Genomic DNA, 18,062 nt, shown 5'->3' with positions numbered 1-18,062 from the left:
CAGGATTCCCTCAACCACCTCAGCGGTTTGACGACAGGAAGCCCAGAACCCCATGAGCGACAGTCACTCCCCTCACGGCTTCGACCTGGTGCGCCGTGGGTACGAGCGCGCCCAGGTCGACGAGCGGATCACCAAGCTGGTGGCCGACCGTGACAGTGCCCTGACCCGGATCAGCGCGCTGGAGAAGCGCATCGAGGAACTCCACCTGGAGACCCAGACCGCTCAGGCGGCGGTCGTCGAGGCCGAGCCCTCCTACGCCGGTCTCGGCGCCCGGGTCGAGAAGATCCTGCGGCTCGCCGAGGAGGAGGCCAAGGACCTGCGCGACGAGGCGCACCGCGCCGCCGAGCAGCACCGCGAGCTCGCCGAGGCCGCCGCCCAGCAGGTCCGCACCGAGGCCGAGAACTACGCCAAGGACCGCAAGGCCAAGGCGGAGGACGAGGGGCTGCGGATCGTCGACAAGGCCAAGAGCGACGCCGCCCAGCTGCGCGCCGAGGCCAACAAGGACGCCCAGAACAAGCGCGAGGAGGCGGACGCCCTCTTCGAGGACACCCGCACCAAGGCCGCCCAGGCCGCGCTGGAGTTCGAGACCAACCTGGCCAAGCGCCGCGAGCAGTCCGAGCGCGACCTGGCCGCCCGTCAGGCCAAGGCCGAGAAGCGCCTGGCCGAGATCGAGCACCGGGCCGAGCAGCTGCGCCTGGAGGCGGAGAAGCTGCGCACCGACGCCGAGCGCCGCGCCCGTCAGACCGTCGAGACGGCCCAGCGCCAGTCCGAGGACATCGTGGCCGACGCCAACGCCAAGGCCGACCGCATCCGCAGCGAGTCCGAGCGCGAGCTGGCGGCGCTCACCAACCGCCGCGACAGCATCAACGCCCAGCTGACCAACGTCCGCGAGATGCTGGCGACGCTGACCGGCGCGGCCGTGGCCGCCGCCTCGCTGCCGAACGACGACACCATGGGCGTGCCCGCCCAGCAGTCGCGCTGACGCCGGCAGGACCGCGCGGCAGCACCACAGGCCCTCACCCGTCCGGGTGAGGGCCTGTCGGCTTTCGCCCCGTCATCACCTCGGGCACTTCTGGGGCCCGCCGTGGACGGAGTCCTACCGCGGGTAGGCGCCGTCCGGCCGCTGGTGCCCGCTGCTGAGCTGGTTGCCCTCGTCGTCCGAGACGGTGCCGAACCAGGAGGTGCACCAGACCGACACCGAGTCCGGCCAGTACTGCACCTCGAAGGGGTGCCCGGGCCCGTAGTCGCCGTACGAGGTGACGATGAAGGTCTCCCCCGGGCGCATCCAGTAGTCCTCGCCGAGGGGTTCGAGGGTCAGTTCGAGCAGCCCCTCGCCCCGGTTGGTGAGGGGCATCCGGCCGGTCACCTCCAGCGCCGAGAAGTCCCAGGCCGCCGCGTCCTGGCTCTCCTGGCTCATCCGGCGGCCACCCGGGCGAGCAGGGTGCGCACGACGGCGTCGAAGGCCTCGGGCGCCTCCAGGGCGCTCAGGTGGCCCACCCCGGGCAGCACGGTCAGCTCGGCGTCCGGGCGGGCCCGCAGCATCGTCGCGGCCTCCTCCGGCGCCACCAGGGCGTCCTGGGCGCCGGCGACGACCGCGACCGGCACCCGCAGCCCGGCCAGCACGTCCAGGGAGTCCGGGCGGGCCGCCATGGCCCGCTGGGCCCAGGCGACGGCGGCCGGCGGCGCGGCGGCGACCATCGCCTGCACCCGCTCCACCAGGTGCTGCGAGTCCGGTCCGAGCTGCCCGGCCGCGACCTGCTCGTCCAGCAGCAGCCGCACGCTGCCCCGCGCGGTGACCGCGGCGGCGATCCGCTCCCGGTTGGCCCGTGCCGCGTCGGTGTCGGCGGTGGCCCGGGTGTTGGCCAGCAGCAGGCCGGACAGCCGGTCGGGGTGGCGGCGGGCGAGGGCCAGCGCCACGTAGCCGCCCATGGAGAGCCCGCCGACCACCGCGCGCTCGATCCCGGCCGCGTCCAGCAGCAGCGCGAGGTCGTCCGCGACCCGGTCCAGCGAGGGTTCGTCGACGCCCAGCGCGGTGCCGCCGAACCCCCGCTGGTCCGGGGCGAGCACCCGCGCTTCGTCCCCGGTCAGGCCGGGCAGCGCGTCCAGTTGGGACGACCACATCGAGGCGTTCAACGGAAAGGCGTGCAGCAGCAGGAGTGGTGTTCCGGTACCGCTCTCGCGGACCGACACTGCGGAGGGGAGCTCGCTCATGCACCCACCTCGCTTCGCTCGGCAGGGGCGTTCGCCCACGCGCACCTCTCGATGATTCGCTCGCTTCGCTCGCTCATGCGCCCAACCTATTCCGGCACGCCCGGCGGGCCCACTCAGCGAGCCGCGATACCCCCTTTGTCCCGAGCGCCGCCCGGCAATTCCCGCCGGGGCCCGCGCTGATCCGCCGCCGAATGTCGGACATGTCCTAGCCTGGCAGGGACCTGAGGGAGCGCGAATGATCGAGTTGCACGACCTGACAAAACGTTACGGCAAGACGCTCGCGGTAGACCGGCTCAGCTTCCAGGTGCCCCGGGGCGTGGTGACCGGCTTCCTCGGCCCCAACGGCGCCGGCAAGTCCACCACCATGCGCATGATCCTCGACCTCGACCGCCCGACCGCCGGCCGGGTCACCATCGACGGCAAGCGCTACGGGCAGCTGAGCGAGCCCCTCAAGTACATCGGCGCGCTGCTGGAGGCCAAGGCCGTCCACCCCGGCCGCACCGCCCGGGACCACCTGCTCTGGCTCGCCCAGAGCAACCGCATCCCCGAGCGCCGGGTGGACGAGGTGCTCGCCCTGGTCGGCCTCACCCCGGTGGCCCGCAAGCGGGCCCGCGGCTTCTCCCTCGGCATGGGCCAGCGCCTGGGCATCGCCTCCGCCCTGCTCGGCGACCCGGAGATCGTCATGTTCGACGAGCCGGTCAACGGCCTGGACCCGGAGGGCATCCTCTGGATCCGCAACCTGATGAAGCGCCTCGCCGCCGAGGGCCGCACCGTCTTCGTCTCCTCGCACCTGATGAGCGAGATGGCCGTCACCGCCGACCACCTGGTGGTCATCGGCCGGGGCCGGCTGCTCGCCGACCTGTCGATGCCGGACTTCATCCGGCGCAACTCCCGCTCCGCCGTACGGCTGCGCAGTCCGGAGCCCGAGCGGCTGCTGGACGTGCTGGCCGAGGCCGGCCTGCGGCACGAGCCGGGCCCGGACGGCTCCTACGAGGTGGTCGACGGGGACATCGCGCGGCTCGGCGAACTGTTCGCCGGGAACGGTGTGGTGCTGCACGAGCTCAGCCCGCAGCAGGCCTCGCTGGAGGAGGCGTTCATGCAGATGACGGCGGACTCGGTGGAGTACCACGCGGGCGACGGACCGGGCCGGGACGCGGCGGGCGCGCCCGCCGAGTGGGGCGCCGACTGGAAGGCGGACAGTACCCGGAAGACGGGCACGGCACGGCAGGAGGAGAACTGAGATGACGTCCTTCCCGGCGATCCTGCGCTCCGAGTGGACGAAGATCCGCAGCGTCCGCTCGACGGTCTGGACGCTCGCGCTGACCTTCGTCGTCACGGTCGGCATCGGCGCGCTGCTGTCCCTGCTCACCAACAACAACTTCGGCGAGTTCCGCCGGAACGACCAGTCCACGTTCGACGCCACCGGGACGTCCTTCTCCGGCATCATGCTCGGCGAGCTGGCGATCATCGTCTTCGGCGTGCTGGCGATCGGCAACGAGTACAGCACCGGCATGATCCGGGTCACCCTGGCCGCCGTCCCCCAGCGCGCCACCCTGCTCACCGGCAAGGCGGCGGTGCTCGGCGCGCTGGCCCTGGCGGTCTCGCTGGTGACGGCCTTCGTCACCTTCTTCGTCGGCCAGGCGCTGCTCGGCTCGCACTCCACCACGATCGGCGAGCCGAACGTGCTGCGGGCGGTGTTCGGGGCCGCGCTGTACCTGACGATGCTCTGCCTGTTCGCGGCGGGCGTCACCACGATGCTGCACAACCAGACGCTCGCGCTCGGCGTGCTGGTGCCGTTCTTCTTCCTGCTCTCGCCGATCCTCTCGGCTGTGCCGAAGGTCAAGACCCTGGCCCACTACTTCCCCGACTACGCGGGCTCGCGGATGCTCCTGGTGTACGAGCAGCACGGCCAGCCGTACGGGCCGTGGACCGGCTTCCTGATCTGCCTCGCCTGGACGGCGGCGGCGCTGGTCGGCGGCGCGCTGGTGCTCAGGAAGCGCGACGCGTAGCCGGCCCGGCGGAGGGACCGTCAGTACCGCGGAGCGCCGCGGCCCCGCAGCACGTTGGAGGCCCGGCGCTCCCGCGCTCCCCAGCAGGCCCGGTGCCAGTGCCGCCGGTCGTCCACCCCCGCGCCGTGCATCGGCCAGGCCACCACGTGGCCCGTCCCCGGCGGGATCTCCTGGTCGCAGCCCGGGCAGCGGTAGAACCGCCCCGCCGTCCCGGCCACCGTCTGGACCACCCAGTCGTCGCCCTGGTAGCTCTCGGTGCGGCGCAGCGAACCGCCGAGCGGGGCGGCCGGCTCCGCGCTCTCGCGGGGAACGGCGCTCTTGATCCGGTTGCGGCGCGGCGACACGGCGGACTCCCTCTCCTCCTGGGCTCTGGATCGTTCCAGCCTACGGCCGGCCGGGCTACCGCACGGCCACTACCACGGCTCCGTCCGACGCTCCGGGGTTTTTGCCGAGATCCACCCGATCATCGGGGAAATCCGGGGTTCCGCGTGCCATTGGCACATGACATCGGATACCCACAAGGGGAGAAGGCGGGGCCCGCAGACCCTGCGCGCACCCGAGGAGGACCAACGATGAGCGAGACCAGCGCCCGCGCCGAGAGCGGCCGGCCCGTCGGGGTCCGGCCACCCGCCCCCGGTCCGACGCTGACCGCCGTCCCCCCGGTGACGGCCGTGGCGGGCGAGCCGCTGCCGGCGACCCAGCGGGCGGGCGCGCTGCCCCCGGCCACCGGCCCGCTGCGGGTCGGACTGTTCCAGCTGTCCGCGCAGTTCCCCGGGCAGAGCCACGGCGAGGCGCTGGAGCGCACCGTCCGCTCCGCCGTCGAGGCCGAACGCGCGGGCCTGGACAGCGTCTGGCTGGCCGAGCACCACTTCGTGCCGTACGGGGTGTGCCCGGACGCCGCGACGCTGGCCGCGATGCTGCTCGGCCGCACCCGCCGGATCGGCGTCGGCACGGCGGTCAGCGTGCTCTCCACCCGCCACCCGGTGGGCCTCGGCGAACAGGCCGCGCTGCTGCACCTGACCTCCGGCGGGCGGTTCACGCTCGGGGTGGGGCGCGGCGGGCCGTGGATCGACCTGGACGTGTTCGGCGGCGGGGTGGACGCCTTCGAGAACGGCTTCCCGGAGCGGCTGGACCTCCTGCTGCGCTGGCTGCGCGGCTCCCGGGTGGGCGCGGACGGCCCGCAGTTCGCCTTTCCCGAGGTCGCGGTGGTGCCCCGGGCCGCCGAACCGGTGCGGCGGCCGGGCCTGAGCAGCTGGCTCGGCCTCGGCGAACGGTCCGGCCCGGTGCGCTTCCCGCGCCAGCGCCGGGACGACGAGGACCTCGGCGAGGAGCTCACCGCCGCCGGGCTGCCGGTGGCCGGCCCGCCCGTGGTGGTCGCCTGCACCTCGCCGGGCGGGGTGCGGCTGGCCGCCGAGCGCGGCCTGCCGATGCTGCTCGGCATGCACTCCGGGGACGACGACAAGCTGCGGATGCTGGAGCTGTACCGGACCGCCTGGCTGGCCGCCGGTCGCGGCGAGGAGCAGCTGCGCCGGATCGCCCGCCAGCACGTCGCGGCCGGCGTGGCCCAGGTCGACGACCGCGCCACGGCGGCCCGGTCCACGCTGCTGGACGCGATGCCCGGCTGGTTCGAGTACGGGCTCGGCGCCCACCGCACCGTGGACGGCCGCGAGCGCAGGATGCGCGACCCGCGCCAGTACACCGAACTGCTCTGCGACCTGCACGCGGTGGGCACCCCGCGGCAGTGCGCCGACCGGCTGCTGGCCACCGCCGAGCGCACCGGCATCCGCCGCTTCGCCCTGCTCGCCGAGGGCAGCGGCGACCAGGAGGCCACCCTGCACAACATCGCCCGGCTCGGCTCCGAGGTGCTGCCGCAGCTGGGCTGAGCGGGCGGGGCGGGCCCGGGCCGCCGCCCCGTCCCCCGTACGGGGGACGGGGGCGGCCGGAGCCGCGGCCCGGTCAGCAGTCCCGCAGTTCCTCGGACTGGTTGAGCAGCTGCTCCCGGACCGAGGTGAAGCGGTCGTACCGCGCCTCGTTGGGCTCCGACGGCAGGAACACCGCCACCCGGTGACAGTTCTGGAAGGCCAGCCGGACCCCGAAGTGGCGCTGGAGGGCGCCCCGGATGGCGTCGCTGGCAAGGGCGCGCAGCAGCTGGCCGCGGGCCTGCTCGCTGGGCGGTGGTACCTGGTTGTCGGCGAAGTCGGTGCCGTCGACCTTCGCCTGGGCGACCAGGGAGCTGATCAGGTCCCAGGCGTACGGCAGCGAGACGCGGACGCAGTCGACGAATTCCCGCTCGTCGACCTCGCCCCGCTCGGCCTTTTCCAGCAGGGCCGGTGAGACGTCGAGCGACATGGATTCTCCTCTCGCGGTCCACCCGCGCGGCGCCCGGGTGGTCGTGCGTAGGTCAAGCTCACAGTGAGGGTGGCGAATGCGCGTGGGGCGTCCGGAACACCGAGGGACAGGGGTTTCCGGCGCCTTCGCGACCGCGGTGGCACCACGGGACGTGACGCCCTGGACACCGAACGCGCTCAGAACAGCGTGGCAGTCAACGGCGTGGCAGGCCGGTCATTCCTGCGGATTGCTTGGGAAATATGTTGCGGTGCACCAGATTGGCCGGATCCCGTCGGATCGTTCATCTGAAGTCTCCATCCCCGTTGACAGCGATCCCGCGAGCGTGCCGTCACACACCGTAGCGACTCGTGGGTGGGGGCGCCAGACCTCGACGGGGCGGCGGCGGGACCACAGGACCTCAATGTTGGCCGGGTTCGCGGTTTCTTCACCCTGCCGTCGCGGAATCGCATCAACTGGCCCTGGTGGGCTAGCGTGGTCGACCGTGCGTCTCGTAATTGCCCGCTGCTCAGTCGACTATGCCGGTCGGCTCTCCGCCCATCTGCCCTCCGCCACCAGGCTGATCCTGGTCAAGGCCGACGGCAGCGTCAGCATCCACGCCGACGACCGCGCCTACAAGCCGCTCAACTGGATGTCCCCGCCGTGCGTCCTCAAGGAGGCCGACGGGGTCTGGACGGTGGAGAACAAGGCCGGCGAGAAGCTCATCATCACGCTGGAGGAGGTGCTGCACGACTCGTCCCACGAGCTCGGGGTCGACCCGGGCCTGATCAAGGACGGCGTGGAGGCCCACCTCCAGGAGCTGCTCGCGGACCGGATGGAGGTGCTCGGTGCCGGCTGGTCGCTGATCCGCCGCGAGTACCCCACCGCGATCGGCCCGGTCGACATCCTCTGCCGCGACTCCGACGGCGCCACGGTCGCCGTCGAGATCAAGCGCCGCGGCGAGATCGACGGCGTCGAGCAGCTCACCCGCTACCTCGAACTCCTCAACCGGGACCCGCTGTTGGCCCCGGTCAAGGGCGTCTTCGCCGCGCAGGAGATCAAGCCGCAGGCCCGTGTGCTGGCCACCGACCGCGGCATCGGCTGCGTGGTGCTGGACTACGACGAGCTGCGCGGCATCGACGACGACAAGCTCAAGCTGTTCTGACCGCTCAGGACGGCCCCGGGGCGGTCGGACTGCCCGTCCCGCTCGGGGTCGTCGGCGACCCGGACGGGGTCGGCGACGTCGGGGTGGTCGCCGTGGACGTCTGGCTGTGGCTCGGCTGCGGCGGCTGCGGCGGCTGCCCGGTCGGCTGAGGCTGCTGCGGCTGGCCCGGCTGCGGAGCCGGCGGCTGCGGCTGGCCCGGCGCGGGCGGCTGCGGCTGCTGCGGGGCCGTCGACCCGCCGGCCCCCGGCGAGGAACTCGGCTTCCGCGTCGGCGAGGCGCTCGGCGAGTGCGAGGCGCTGCCGCTCGCGGACGGCTCCGGACTGCTCCCCTGCCCCGCCGCCGGACTGGCCGGCCCGGCACCGGCCGTTCCCGGCCCGGCGCTGCCGGAGGACTGCGGGAACGGCGGGTCCTGGGTGCCGCCGCCGTCCAGCCGGCCGCTGTGCGGGTCCCTCCCCTTGACCTCCTCCGGCCCGCTGAAGCTCATCGCCACCGCCGTACCGAGCACCCCCAGGGTCAGCACCGCCGTGGAGACCACGGCCGCCCGGCGCCGCCTGCTGGACTTCAGCCGGGCCGGCACCCGGGCCGCGATCTTGCGGATCACCGGTGCGCGGCCGGGCGCCGCCGCGGCGGGCGCGGCGGCCGACAGCTGCCGGCCCTCGGCGCGCAGCAGGTCGAGCATCCGGCGGGCGGCGGCCACCCCGCGCTGCTCGCCCGCCGTGCTCCGCAGGGTGAGCGCGGTCTCCAGTTCGGCGATGGCCCGGGAGGGCTGCTGGACGCAGATCGCGTGCACGCCCGCCTCGTGGTGGAACCAGGCCTGGTCGACCGCCGAGCCGGTGCGGCGGGCCGCCTCCAGACCGAGCTGGAGCACCCGCTCCCAGGCGCCCCAGCGCAGCGACAGCGCCAGTGCGGGCGCGGCGGCGCGGGCGAGCCGGACCACCGCGTCGTGCCGCCCGGCGGCGCGGTCGGCGAGCAGCACCCCGATCATCACCTCGGCCTCGGCGGCGATCTGATCCAGCGTCACCGAACTGTGCCCGACCCACCAGGCGAAGTGCTGGGCGGCACCGTCGACGCAGCCGCGGGCGGGCCAGTGCGGTATGAGCAGTTCGAGCGCGCCGGCGGTCAGCCGGTGGTGCCCGCCGATGGACACCGCCAGGCCGGCGTCGGCGAGTTCGGCGAGGGCGGCCTCGCCCTGCCCGACGTCGATCAGCGCCGGCAGGTGCGGCGCGGTGGGGCACTCGCCGCCGAGTGCGACGGCGAGCCGCAGCACGGCCTGCGCGGGCTCGCTCAGCCCCTCGGCGAGCCGGACCGCGGGCGAGGCGGTCTCCGCCACCGAGGGCAGCGGGACGGTGCCGCGCAGCGCGTTCTCCCGGATCGCCGGGTCCGGGTCGTGGCGGGGCTCGGCGACGGCTCCGAAGACGTCCAGCCGGTCGTCCTCGGCGGCGACCAGGGCGTCCACCGCGACGTCCCGCTGGCGCAGCAGCGCGGCGGCCTGGACGAAGCGCAGCGGCAGGCCCTCGGACTCGAACCAGAGGTCCACCGCCCAGGCCTTCTCGTCGACGTCCAGCGGCCGCCCGGCCAGCCGGGCGGTGAGGGCGAGGCAGGCGGAGCGGGAGAGCCCGGCCACCAGGTGGTCCTGGAGCCGGGAGCCGGCCGGCAGCGGCGGGCTGCCCGGGGCGACGGAGACCAGGAAGGCGCAGCCGGGGGCGGCGGCGAGCAGTTGCTCCAGCTCGGCGCCCGAGGGCTCGGCGGCGTCGATCACCACGATCGCGCCGACCTCGGCGAGGTGGGCGGCCAGCTGTCCGGGGTCGGGGCGGTAGCCGGGGGCGTGGTGGGTGGCCGCGAAGAGGTCCTGGAGCAGGTCGGGGACGGTCCGGCGGTGGCCGCAGAGCTGCACCACGCCGCCGGGGGCGAGGTCGGCGGCGGCCGCGGCGACGGCCGACAGCAGCGCGCTGCGGCCCGAGCCGGCCTGGCCGACCAGGCGTATCGAGCGGCCCTCGGCGAGCAGGCCGAGCAGTTCGGCGATGTCCGCCTCGCGGTCCAGCATCGGCAGGTCGGCGGGCCCGGCGCCGAGCGCCAGCGGGCCGACCGCGCGGCCGACGCCGCCGACCGGGCCGCGGGCGGGCTCGCTGCGTTCGATCCGGCGCGGCCGCGGCCGCCACTCCTCGGGACAGGTCCGGGCCTCGGAGCCGTCCGGGGCGCCGACGCCCACCAGCAGGCCGCCGGAGACCAGTTCGCCGCCACGGGTGCGGACGGCCTCCTGCCGGAACTCCCCGGATGGCTGTGCCACGTTCTGCTCCGCATCGTGCTCGGCCGGCGGCGCCCCGCGCCGCCCGGCTGACGTCCCGGTAGCGGCCGCGGCCGGGCTGGAGGCAGCCCCGGCGGCCGTCTTCTGACGGGCAGACTCTCGCACATTCGGCCCCGGCCGTGCAGAGGGGTCCATGGCGGACGGCCGCTCGGCGGCGCTGACCAGCGACGTTGCGCGGGCCAGGCCGGGGTACGCAGGCGCGCGGGCCGGGCGCGCGGCGTGGGGAGGCCCGGAGAGGTCTAGAGCACGACCCCGTGCGCCTCGGTGACGCCGACGACGCCGGTGACTCCGTCGACGGCCAGGATGCGGTGCAACTTGGTGGCCACCAGCAGCCGCTGGAGCTGGGCCGGGACGGAGCGCAGCACCAGCCGGCGGCCGATCCGACCGGCCCGCCGGTGGGTGCCCATGATCACGCCGAGGCCGGTGGCGTCCCAGAACTCCAGCCGGGCGAGGTCCAGTACGAGGTCGCCGAGGCCGCCGTCCACGGCCTGGTGCAGTCGGGACCGCGCGTCGGCGGCGGTGCGCACGTCGAGGCGGCCTTCGATGGCCAGCGCCGTGTGGTCGCCGGTGATGCGCATGCTCTCCTCCTTCGCCTGGACGGCCTGGTGCGGGGCGGGTCCGCCCCGGCCGTGCCGGGTGCGGGAGTGGCGGGTGCATCCGGGAGGGCCGCGGCCCCACGTCCGGACCCGGGCGGAATGCCGGGTTCCCTCATCTGACGGTCAACCGGCTCCGCAGGTTGCTGGTTCCGGCCAGATCTGAGGCAACTTCACCCGTCCGAGGGAATATACGCAGGTCGGCCCCACACCTACGCTCGATTCCCGCCCAAATCACCCGTCTGCGGCACCGGGCGTGAGGAAACTCACCCGACCCGGTGGAGCGGGCCGTACGATGCTCCGATCGCACGGCCCGCCGGTCGTTCGGCCCTGTCGGCTCACTTGCCTTCGTACGGGTAGAAGCCGCGGCCGCTCTTGCGTCCCAGGTCACCGGCGGTGACCATGCGGGCCATGATCTCCGGGGCGGCGAACTTCTCGTCCTGGGTCTCGGTGTAGATGTTGCGGGCGGCGTGCAGCAGGATGTCCACGCCGGTCAGGTCGGCGGTCTGGAGCGGGCCCATCGCGTGGCCGAAACCGAGCCGGCAGGCGGTGTCGATGTCCTCGGCGGTGGCCACGCCCGTCTCGTACAGCCGGGCGGCCTCGACGACCAGCGCGGTGATCAGGCGGGTGGTCACGAAGCCGGCGATGTCGCGGTTGACCACCACGACCTCCTTGCCGACGCCCTCGGCGTAGGCGCGGGCGGCGGCCAGCGCCTCGTCGCTGGTCTTGTAGCCGCGGACCAGCTCGACCAGCTTCATCATCGGGACCGGCGAGAAGAAGTGGACGCCGACGACCGACTCCGGGCGCTGGGTGGCGGCGGCGATCCGGGTGATCGGGATGGCGGAGGTGTTGGAGGCCAGCACGGCACCGTCCTTGGCGAGCTTGTCGAGCTCGCGGAAGACGCCCTCCTTGACCTCCAGCTTCTCGAACACGGCCTCGACCACGATGTCGGCCTCGGCGACGGCGCCCAGGTCGGTGGTGGTGGTGATCCGGCCCAGCGCGGCCTCGGCGTCCTCGGCGCTCAGCTTGCCCTTGGAGACGAACTTCTCGTACGAGGCCCGGATGCCCGCGAGGCCGCGCTGCAGCGCCTCCTCGGTGACGTCCCGCAGCACCACCGGGTGGCCGGCCTGCGCGGAGACCTGGGCGATGCCGGCGCCCATCAGGCCGGCACCGATCACGGCGATCTGCTTGCTGGACGCATTGCTCATGGCTGGGTCTCCCGATGCCGTCGCCGCCTCGCGGGCGGGCCCTGAAGGCGGCTCAGGGCAGGGGTCACCGCCGAAGAGCCGCGTCGCTCTGGCCGGACTCTAATGCCCAAATCCCCCGTGCAGTAGCAATCGAGAGTGTGATCTGCAACCGACCTGGTCAGGTGGCCGGACAGGCGACGTCGGACGGTCGGACCGAGCTCGGACGGTCGGAAGGTCGGATCACGGGACGGTCGGAAGGTCAGACGGTCAGCCCGAGGTCCTGCGCCAGGATCGCCGCCTGCACCCGGCTGCGCAGCCGCAGCTTCGCCAGGATGCGGCTGACGTGCGTCTTGGTGGTCGCCTCCGCCATCTCCAGCCGGGTCGCGATCTCCCCGTTGGACATCCCCGCCCCGATGCAGGCCAGCACCTCCCGCTCGCGGCCGGTCAGCGCCCCCACCGCGGCCCGGGCCTCCGGTCCGACCGGCCGCTCGGGGCGGGCGAAGGCGCCGATCAGCCGCTTGGTCACCGAGGGCGCCAGCATCCCGTCCCCGCGCGCCACCGTGCGGATGCCCTCGACCAGGGTGTCCGCCTCCAGGTCCTTGAGCAGGAACCCGGAGGCGCCGGCCCGCAGCGCGCCGTAGACGTACTCGTCCAGGTCGAAGGTGGTCAGCACGAGCACCTGGCCGGCCGCGGCGGCGACCACCTCGCGGGTCGCCGAGACGCCGTCCAGCCGGGGCATCTGGACGTCCATCAGCACCACGTCCGGCCGCAGCTCCAGCGCCAGCCGGACGGCCTCCTCGCCGTCGGCGGCCTGCCCGACCACCTCGAACTCCGGCTCGGCCCGCAGGATCATCACCAGCGCCGCCCGTACCGCCGCCTGGTCCTCCGCCACCAGCACCCGGATCGTCATGCCCGTCCCTCGTTCCCCTGGGCGCGCGGCAGCACCGCGCGCACGCTCCAGCACCCGTCCTGCGGCCCGGCCTCGAAGCTGCCGCCGAGCAGCCCGGCCCGCTCCGCCATGCCCACCAGTCCGGCCCGGGCGCCGGGCAGTTCGCGGCCCGGCCCGCCCCGGTACGGACTGTCGACGGCGATCCGCAGTTCCCCGGGCGCGAACTCCAGCCGCAGGCTGACCAGTCCGGGCCCGGCGTGCTTGAGCGCGTTGGTCAGCGACTCCTGGACGATCCGGTAGGCGGCCAGCCCGACCGGCACCGGCACCTCGCCGCGCTCGCCGCGCTCCTCCAGCTCGAAGTCCAGCCCGACGTCCCGGCCGGCCGCCCGGGCCTTGGCCAGCAGGGCGTCCACCGCGGCCAGGTCGGGCGCCGCGTAGGACTCGTCCACCTCTCCCCCGCCGCTGTCCCGGAGCAGTCCGATCATGCGACGCATTTCGGCCAATCCCTGGACGCTGTTCTCCCGGATCACCGCCAGCACCTCCACCAGCGGATCGTCCGCGGGCAGGTTCCGGCGTCTGGCCACCGACTGGGCGCCGGTGGCGTGGATCGCGATCGCCGACAGGTGGTTGGCCACCACGTCGTGCAACTCCCGTGCCATCCGGGCCCGTTCGGCGACGATGGCCTCCCGCCGGTCCATCTCCGAGAGCAGCGCGGTCTGTTCCGCGCGCAGCCGCTCGGCCTCCGCCTGCTGACGGTGCTTGCGCACCACGTCGCCGGTCCACACCGGGCCCAGGAAGACCAGCGCGCTGATCACCACCACCAGCAGCGCGAAGGAGGTGCCGCCGTAGACCGCCGCCAGGGCGGAGAGCGTCAGCACGGTCGCCCCGCCGGTCAGGTGCAGCACCCGGGACATCCGCGGGCTGCCGTAGATCACCGCCGCGTACAGCAGGTCGGTGTACATGATCAGCGTGGCCGTCAGGTTGCCGAGGAACACGCTCGCCACGAAGACCAGCCCGCCGACCGACACCGCCAGCACCGTCCTGGTCCGCCGGACCAGCTCCAGCCCCGCCATCACCAGCAGCGGCGGCACCACCGCCCACGGCGGCACCCGGCCGGCCTGGTCGTACGCCTTGAAGACGATCAGCACCGCGCCGCCGAGCAGCCCGCAGAGGGCGATCAGCTGGTCCTGGCGGCGCGGGGAGAGCGCGGGGAACGGGAGGGGCACGCTCCCCATCTCACCACCCCCGGCACCCGCCCGGCTCCGGTCCACGGAGGAGTCCGCTACATCGAAAGATGCAGCACCGGACGGCACCGCGCGACGACGACACCGGCGCGCCCCCGCACGAGGCTGGAAGCACCACCGAAACGTCGGGAGCAGAACGTGATCGTCACTCTCATCGTCGCGGCCGAGGTCTCCTTCTGGATCCTGCTCGGCCTCGGCCTCACCACCCGCTACCTGCTCCGGTGGCGCCGCACCAGCACCGCGCTGCTGGTCGGCCTGCCGGTGGTGGACCTCACCCTGTACGCGCTCACCGTCCTCGACCTGCGCGGCGGCGCCGTCCCGAGCTGGACGCACGCCCTGGCCGCGAGCTACGCGGGCTTCTCGATCGGCTACGGCCCCTCGCTGGTCCGCTGGGCCGACCGGCACTTCCTGCACCGCTTCGCCGGCGGTCCCAAGCCGCTGCCCTCGCCCAAGTACGGGCCGGAGCGGACCAGGTACGAGTGGCAGGTCGCCGGCCGGACCGTCGTGTCGGCGGCGATCACGTTGAGCCTGATCACCCTGCTCGTCCCGCTCTCCGCCGGCTCCGCGCACTTCGGCACCTTCTCCCAGTGGTACCTCAAGCTGGGCATCGCGGCCGCGGTCAACGTGGCCGTGGCCGCCTGCTACTCGATCTGGCCCAAGGAGCCGCCGGCCGGCGTGCAGGTCGAGAACGGCCGGGCGGTCACCGGGAAGCCCCTCGTCGGCAGCGCCCCCGGCCGCACCCCGGCCGACCGGCCCTGAGGCCCGGAGGGGACCCTGGACGCGCGGGGCCCGCCGCCGGACTCCCACGGGGGGAGTCCGGCGGCGGGCCCCGCGTCGCGTTCTAGCGGTTCTCGCCCGGGACCCAGAGCACGTCGCCGCGCTCCTTGTTGGCCACCCGGGCCAGGATGAACAGCAGGTCGGACAGCCGGTTGAGGTACTTCGCGGTCAGCGGGTTGACGCTGTCGCCGTGCTCCGCGATCGCCGACCAGGTCGAGCGCTCGGCCCGCCGCACCACCGTGCAGGCCAGGTGCAGGTGCGCCGCCCCGGCCGTGCCGCCGGGCAGGATGAAGCTGCGCAGCTTCTCCACCCGTCCCAGGTACTCGTCGCAGTCCGCCTCCAGCCGGTCGATGTAGGACTCCAGCACCCGCAGCGGCGGGTACTTCGGGTCCTCCACCACCGGGGTGGACAGGTCGGCGCCGACGTCGAACAGGTCGTTCTGGACCCGGACGAGCACCGCCGTGATGTCCTCCGGCAGTTCACCGACGGCCAGGGCCACGCCGATCGCGGCGTTGGCCTCGTTGGCGTCCGCGTAGGCGATCAGTCTCGGGTCGGTCTTGCTGGTCCGGCTCATGTCGCCGAGCGCGGTGGTGCCGTCATCGCCGGTACGGGTGTAGATGCGCGTCAGATTGACCATGCGGCCAGACTAGCCGCCGGGTTAGGCGGCGTTAACCCCGTCTCGGAACACCGCTACGCGACGTTGACTCTCTGGCCGGGCGGAGCCGCCTCCAGCCAGGCCAGGAAGCCGGTCAGCGCGTCCTCGCTCATCGCCAGTTCCAGCGGCGCCCCGTTGTGCAGGCAGCGCAGCACCACCGAGCCGGACAGCAGCGCCAGCTCCTCCTGGCCCTCCGGGTAGCGCCGGCCGAGCACCTCAATCTCCCGGCGCGGCAGCGTCCGGCGCGGCCGCGGGGCGTACGAGAAGACCCGGAACCACTCGATCGAGTCACCGCTGTACCGGCCGATACCAAAAACCCACCCCTTGCCGTCGGTCGGGGGGACCGGGGCGGAGGTGGGTTTGCCGTTCTCGTCGAGGTCGGGCTGCGTCGAGGCGTCGGCGGGCATTTTCAGCCGGTAACTGCAGTCGAAGGTGCCGCCGACCCGCTGGATCAGGCGGCGCCTGACGGCGAAGGCCATCAGCCCGATCACACCCAGGGCCACGACCGCCGCACACACCACAAGCGCGAGGACCATGCTCACCCACCTCCTCGCTACCCGCGTTCCCCGTAGCGGTCGTATCAAGCGACCGCGCTGACCTACCAACTACGACGACAGTCCCGGGGTCACGCTCACGCGTCCCCGGGACCGTCGGTCGACCCCGCTAAGCCGGGGTCCGGCGCACTCAGGCGTGGGCCTTGAGGCCGCGCGCCGCGAACAGACGGACCTCGGCGCGCCGCTCGGCGTGCTCGTCCAGGTCCGACTTGGCCTTCTCCAGTGCGCGCTCGGCACGCGCGACGTCGATCTCGTCCGCCAGCTCGGCGATCTCCGCGAGCAGAGACAGCTTGTTGTCGGCGAAGGAGATGAAGCCGCCGTGCACCGCGGCGATCACGGTGCCGCCGTCCACCGTGCGGATGGTGACCGGACCGGTCTCCAGCACGCTCAGCACCGGGGTGTGGCCCGGCATGATGCCGGTGTCACCGGAGGCCGTACGGGCGACGACGATGGTGGCCGCACCGGACCACACCTTGCGGTCGGCTGCGACCAGCTCGACGTGCAGCTCAGCCAACGTGGGCTCCTAGGCTCATGCAACGCCCGATTACTCGGGAGTTTCGGTAAGAATAACGGCCCCGCGCCTCCGGCATGAAACCGGCGGCACGGATTTGACCGGAATCACAGCCGATGCGACGCGAGGGGTGGTCCCCAGGCTCGGGGGCCACCCCTCACGGTCACGCACAGCTGCTACCGGCCGCGATTACTTCTTCGCCAGCTCGGCGGCGTTCTTCTCGAGGTCCTCGATGCCACCGCACATGAAGAAGGCCTGCTCCGGGACGGAGTCGTACTTGCCGTCCGCGATCGCGTTGAAGGCCTCGATGGTCTCCGACAGCGGCACGGTCGAACCCTCGACACCGGTGAACTGCTTCGCCACGTAGGTGTTCTGCGAGAGGAAGCGCTCGATGCGACGGGCGCGGTGCACCGTGATCTTGTCCTCTTCGGACAGCTCGTCGATACCGAGGATCGCGATGATGTCCTGGAGGTCCTTGTACTTCTGCAGGATCCCCTTGATACGGATGGCCGTGTCGTAGTGGGTCTGCGCGATGTACCGCGGGTCGAGGATGCGGGACGTGGAGTCCAGCGGGTCGACGGCCGGGTAGATGCCCTTCTCCGAGATCGGACGCGACAGAACGGTGGTCGCGTCCAGGTGGGCGAAGGTGGTGGCCGGCGCCGGGTCGGTCAGGTCGTCCGCGGGGACGTAGATCGCCTGCATCGAGGTGATCGAGTGACCGCGGGTCGAGGTGATGCGCTCCTGCAGGAGGCCCATCTCGTCGGCCAGGTTCGGCTGGTAGCCCACCGCGGAGGGCATGCGGCCGAGCAGGGTCGACACCTCGGAACCGGCCTGGGTGAACCGGAAGATGTTGTCGATGAAGAGGAGCACGTCCTGCTTCTCGACGTCACGGAAGTACTCCGCCATGGTCAGCGCGGACAGCGCGACGCGCAGACGGGTGCCCGGCGGCTCGTCCATCTGGCCGAAGACCAGCGCGGTCTTGTCCAGAACGCCCGAGTCGACCATCTCGTCGATGAGGTCGTTGCCCTCACGGGTGCGCTCGCCGACACCGGCGAACACCGACACACCACCGAAGTTCTCGGCGACGCGGTAGATCATCTCCTGGATCAGAACGGTCTTGCCGACACCGGCACCACCGAACAGACCGATCTTGCCACCGGTGACGTACGGGGTGAGGAGGTCGATGACCTTGATGCCGGTCTCGAACATCTCGGTCTTGGACTCGAGGTCCTTGAACTCCGGGGCCTTGCGGTGGATCGGCCAGCGGACCTGGACCTGCGACTCGAACTCGTCCTTGTCGACGTTCAGCACGTCACCGAGGGCGTTGAAGACCTTGCCCTTGGTGATCTGGCCGACCGGGACGGAGATCGCGGCACCGGTGTCGGTGACCTGCGAACCGCGGACCAGGCCGTCGGTCGGCTGCATCGAGATGCCGCGGACCATGCCGTCGCCGAGGTGCTGGGCGACCTCGAGGGTCAGGGTCTTCCGGCCCGTGCCGTCGGGGTTGTCCACCTCGACGTGCAGGGCGTTGTACATGTCCGGAATCGCGTCGACGGGGAACTCCACGTCGACGACCGGGCCGATGACCCGCGCGACGCGGCCCGTCGCCGTGGTCGGCTCAACAGTGGTGGTCATAC

Annotated in this window: 19 protein-coding genes; 6 read left to right on the top strand and 13 right to left on the bottom strand. The window is 73.0% G+C overall.

Annotated features, from left to right (window positions below):
- The first annotated feature begins 52 nt into the window (after positions 1 to 52).
- Positions 53 to 982: a cellulose-binding protein gene (locus ACFY0X_RS07905; RefSeq protein WP_387750353.1), complete on the top strand. Its 930-nt coding sequence runs from the start codon at positions 53 to 55 to the stop codon at positions 980 to 982.
- Between the two features lie 114 nt (positions 983 to 1,096).
- Here the strand turns inward: ACFY0X_RS07905 and ACFY0X_RS07900 are convergent, their stop codons facing one another.
- Together ACFY0X_RS07900 and ACFY0X_RS07895 are read right to left on the bottom strand one after the other, a co-directional pair.
- Positions 1,097 to 1,417, bottom strand: a complete 321-nt coding sequence (locus ACFY0X_RS07900) for a hypothetical protein (protein WP_387750350.1) — start codon at positions 1,415 to 1,417, stop codon at positions 1,097 to 1,099.
- On the bottom strand, positions 1,414 to 2,211 hold the full coding sequence (locus ACFY0X_RS07895; RefSeq protein WP_387750348.1) for an alpha/beta fold hydrolase: 798 nt from the start codon (positions 2,209 to 2,211) through the stop codon (positions 1,414 to 1,416). The genes ACFY0X_RS07900 and ACFY0X_RS07895 overlap by 4 nt, the downstream gene beginning before the upstream one ends.
- 235 nt (positions 2,212 to 2,446) lie before the next feature.
- Here ACFY0X_RS07895 and ACFY0X_RS07890 point away from each other — a divergent pair, with 235 nt between their 5' ends.
- Together ACFY0X_RS07890 and ACFY0X_RS07885 are read left to right on the top strand one after the other, a co-directional pair.
- Entirely contained in the window at positions 2,447 to 3,451 is a 1,005-nt protein-coding gene (locus tag ACFY0X_RS07890; protein ID WP_387750346.1) for an ABC transporter ATP-binding protein, read from the top strand.
- 1 nt (position 3,452) lies between these two features.
- On the top strand, positions 3,453 to 4,220 hold the full coding sequence (locus ACFY0X_RS07885) for an ABC transporter permease subunit (protein ID WP_387750343.1): 768 nt from the start codon (positions 3,453 to 3,455) through the stop codon (positions 4,218 to 4,220).
- 20 nt (positions 4,221 to 4,240) lie between these two features.
- Here ACFY0X_RS07885 and ACFY0X_RS07880 read toward each other — a convergent pair whose 3' ends face one another.
- The gene (locus ACFY0X_RS07880) at positions 4,241 to 4,564 is read right to left on the bottom strand and encodes an ATP/GTP-binding protein (RefSeq protein ID WP_387750341.1); all 324 of its coding nucleotides are present in this window, start codon (positions 4,562 to 4,564) and stop codon (positions 4,241 to 4,243) included.
- Positions 4,565 to 4,954: 390 nt separating this feature from the next.
- Between ACFY0X_RS07880 and ACFY0X_RS07875 the strand changes: the two genes are divergently transcribed.
- Positions 4,955 to 6,103: an LLM class flavin-dependent oxidoreductase gene (locus ACFY0X_RS07875; RefSeq protein WP_387750605.1), complete on the top strand. Its 1,149-nt coding sequence runs from the start codon at positions 4,955 to 4,957 to the stop codon at positions 6,101 to 6,103.
- Positions 6,104 to 6,176: 73 nt separating this feature from the next.
- Here the strand turns inward: ACFY0X_RS07875 and ACFY0X_RS07870 are convergent, their stop codons facing one another.
- Positions 6,177 to 6,569 carry an SCO5389 family protein gene (locus ACFY0X_RS07870; RefSeq protein WP_387750338.1) on the bottom strand — a complete coding sequence of 131 codons (393 nt, stop codon included), beginning with the start codon at positions 6,567 to 6,569 and terminating at the stop codon, positions 6,177 to 6,179.
- Between the two features lie 481 nt (positions 6,570 to 7,050).
- Here ACFY0X_RS07870 and nucS point away from each other — a divergent pair, with 481 nt between their 5' ends.
- The gene (nucS, locus tag ACFY0X_RS07865; protein WP_355252708.1) at positions 7,051 to 7,710 is read left to right on the top strand and encodes an endonuclease NucS; all 660 of its coding nucleotides are present in this window, start codon (positions 7,051 to 7,053) and stop codon (positions 7,708 to 7,710) included.
- 4 nt (positions 7,711 to 7,714) lie between these two features.
- Here the strand turns inward: nucS and ACFY0X_RS07860 are convergent, their stop codons facing one another.
- From ACFY0X_RS07860 to ACFY0X_RS07840, 5 genes are all read right to left on the bottom strand, one after another.
- On the bottom strand, positions 7,715 to 9,997 hold the full coding sequence (locus tag ACFY0X_RS07860; protein ID WP_387750335.1) for an ATP-binding protein: 2,283 nt from the start codon (positions 9,995 to 9,997) through the stop codon (positions 7,715 to 7,717).
- Between the two features lie 257 nt (positions 9,998 to 10,254).
- Entirely contained in the window at positions 10,255 to 10,593 is a 339-nt protein-coding gene (locus tag ACFY0X_RS07855) for an STAS domain-containing protein (protein WP_387750332.1), read from the bottom strand.
- Positions 10,594 to 10,946: 353 nt separating this feature from the next.
- A complete protein-coding gene (locus tag ACFY0X_RS07850; protein WP_387750330.1) occupies positions 10,947 to 11,816 on the bottom strand; it encodes a 3-hydroxyacyl-CoA dehydrogenase family protein in 870 nt (289 codons plus the stop codon).
- A 238-nt stretch (positions 11,817 to 12,054) separates the two neighbouring features.
- On the bottom strand, positions 12,055 to 12,705 hold the full coding sequence (locus ACFY0X_RS07845) for a response regulator (protein WP_387750328.1): 651 nt from the start codon (positions 12,703 to 12,705) through the stop codon (positions 12,055 to 12,057).
- Positions 12,702 to 13,919, bottom strand: a complete 1,218-nt coding sequence (locus ACFY0X_RS07840; protein WP_387750325.1) for a sensor histidine kinase — start codon at positions 13,917 to 13,919, stop codon at positions 12,702 to 12,704. The genes ACFY0X_RS07845 and ACFY0X_RS07840 overlap by 4 nt, the downstream gene beginning before the upstream one ends.
- A 147-nt stretch (positions 13,920 to 14,066) precedes the next feature.
- On the opposite strand from ACFY0X_RS07840, the gene ACFY0X_RS07835 reads away from it, so the two are divergent.
- Positions 14,067 to 14,687, top strand: coding sequence for a hypothetical protein (locus tag ACFY0X_RS07835; protein ID WP_387750322.1), 621 nt, complete (start codon positions 14,067 to 14,069; stop codon positions 14,685 to 14,687).
- 82 nt (positions 14,688 to 14,769) lie between these two features.
- On the opposite strand, the gene ACFY0X_RS07830 is transcribed toward ACFY0X_RS07835, so the two are convergent.
- The 4 genes from ACFY0X_RS07830 to atpD form a co-directional block, all read right to left on the bottom strand.
- Positions 14,770 to 15,342, bottom strand: coding sequence for a cob(I)yrinic acid a,c-diamide adenosyltransferase (locus tag ACFY0X_RS07830; RefSeq protein WP_387750319.1), 573 nt, complete (start codon positions 15,340 to 15,342; stop codon positions 14,770 to 14,772).
- A 53-nt stretch (positions 15,343 to 15,395) separates the two neighbouring features.
- The gene (locus ACFY0X_RS07825) at positions 15,396 to 15,896 is read right to left on the bottom strand and encodes a DUF2550 domain-containing protein (protein ID WP_387750317.1); all 501 of its coding nucleotides are present in this window, start codon (positions 15,894 to 15,896) and stop codon (positions 15,396 to 15,398) included.
- 148 nt (positions 15,897 to 16,044) lie between these two features.
- The gene (locus tag ACFY0X_RS07820) at positions 16,045 to 16,428 is read right to left on the bottom strand and encodes a F0F1 ATP synthase subunit epsilon (protein ID WP_030057524.1); all 384 of its coding nucleotides are present in this window, start codon (positions 16,426 to 16,428) and stop codon (positions 16,045 to 16,047) included.
- Positions 16,429 to 16,614: 186 nt separating this feature from the next.
- Positions 16,615 to 18,060, bottom strand: coding sequence for a F0F1 ATP synthase subunit beta (gene atpD / locus ACFY0X_RS07815; RefSeq protein ID WP_387750314.1), 1,446 nt, complete (start codon positions 18,058 to 18,060; stop codon positions 16,615 to 16,617).
- Positions 18,061 to 18,062: the final 2 nt, after the last annotated feature.

Origin of the sequence: Kitasatospora sp. NPDC001547, from assembly GCF_042894165.1 — a bacterium.
Classification (GTDB): domain Bacteria; phylum Actinomycetota; class Actinomycetes; order Streptomycetales; family Streptomycetaceae; genus Kitasatospora.
The sequence above is the reverse complement of the archived record's forward strand: the minus strand, read 5'-3'. Positions and strand labels throughout refer to the sequence as shown.

What these genes read in the sequence shown, in the direction of transcription:
- ACFY0X_RS07830 (WP_387750319.1), bottom strand. Translation starts at nt 15,342, where the DNA reads ATGGTCAATCTGACGCGCATCTACACCCGTACCGGCGATGACGGCACC.
- ACFY0X_RS07895 (WP_387750348.1), bottom strand. Translation starts at nt 2,211, where the DNA reads ATGAGCGAGCTCCCCTCCGCAGTGTCGGTCCGCGAGAGCGGTACCGGA.
- ACFY0X_RS07905 (WP_387750353.1), top strand. Translation starts at nt 53, where the DNA reads ATGAGCGACAGTCACTCCCCTCACGGCTTCGACCTGGTGCGCCGTGGG.
- ACFY0X_RS07855 (WP_387750332.1), bottom strand. Translation starts at nt 10,593, where the DNA reads ATGCGCATCACCGGCGACCACACGGCGCTGGCCATCGAAGGCCGCCTC.
- ACFY0X_RS07825 (WP_387750317.1), bottom strand. Translation starts at nt 15,896, where the DNA reads ATGGTCCTCGCGCTTGTGGTGTGTGCGGCGGTCGTGGCCCTGGGTGTG.
- ACFY0X_RS07870 (WP_387750338.1), bottom strand. Translation starts at nt 6,569, where the DNA reads ATGTCGCTCGACGTCTCACCGGCCCTGCTGGAAAAGGCCGAGCGGGGC.
- ACFY0X_RS07890 (WP_387750346.1), top strand. Translation starts at nt 2,447, where the DNA reads ATGATCGAGTTGCACGACCTGACAAAACGTTACGGCAAGACGCTCGCG.
- ACFY0X_RS07900 (WP_387750350.1), bottom strand. Translation starts at nt 1,417, where the DNA reads ATGAGCCAGGAGAGCCAGGACGCGGCGGCCTGGGACTTCTCGGCGCTG.
- ACFY0X_RS07850 (WP_387750330.1), bottom strand. Translation starts at nt 11,816, where the DNA reads ATGAGCAATGCGTCCAGCAAGCAGATCGCCGTGATCGGTGCCGGCCTG.
- ACFY0X_RS07840 (WP_387750325.1), bottom strand. Translation starts at nt 13,919, where the DNA reads ATGGGGAGCGTGCCCCTCCCGTTCCCCGCGCTCTCCCCGCGCCGCCAG.
- ACFY0X_RS07885 (WP_387750343.1), top strand. Translation starts at nt 3,453, where the DNA reads ATGACGTCCTTCCCGGCGATCCTGCGCTCCGAGTGGACGAAGATCCGC.
- atpD (WP_387750314.1), bottom strand. Translation starts at nt 18,060, where the DNA reads ATGACCACCACTGTTGAGCCGACCACGGCGACGGGCCGCGTCGCGCGG.
- ACFY0X_RS07845 (WP_387750328.1), bottom strand. Translation starts at nt 12,705, where the DNA reads ATGACGATCCGGGTGCTGGTGGCGGAGGACCAGGCGGCGGTACGGGCG.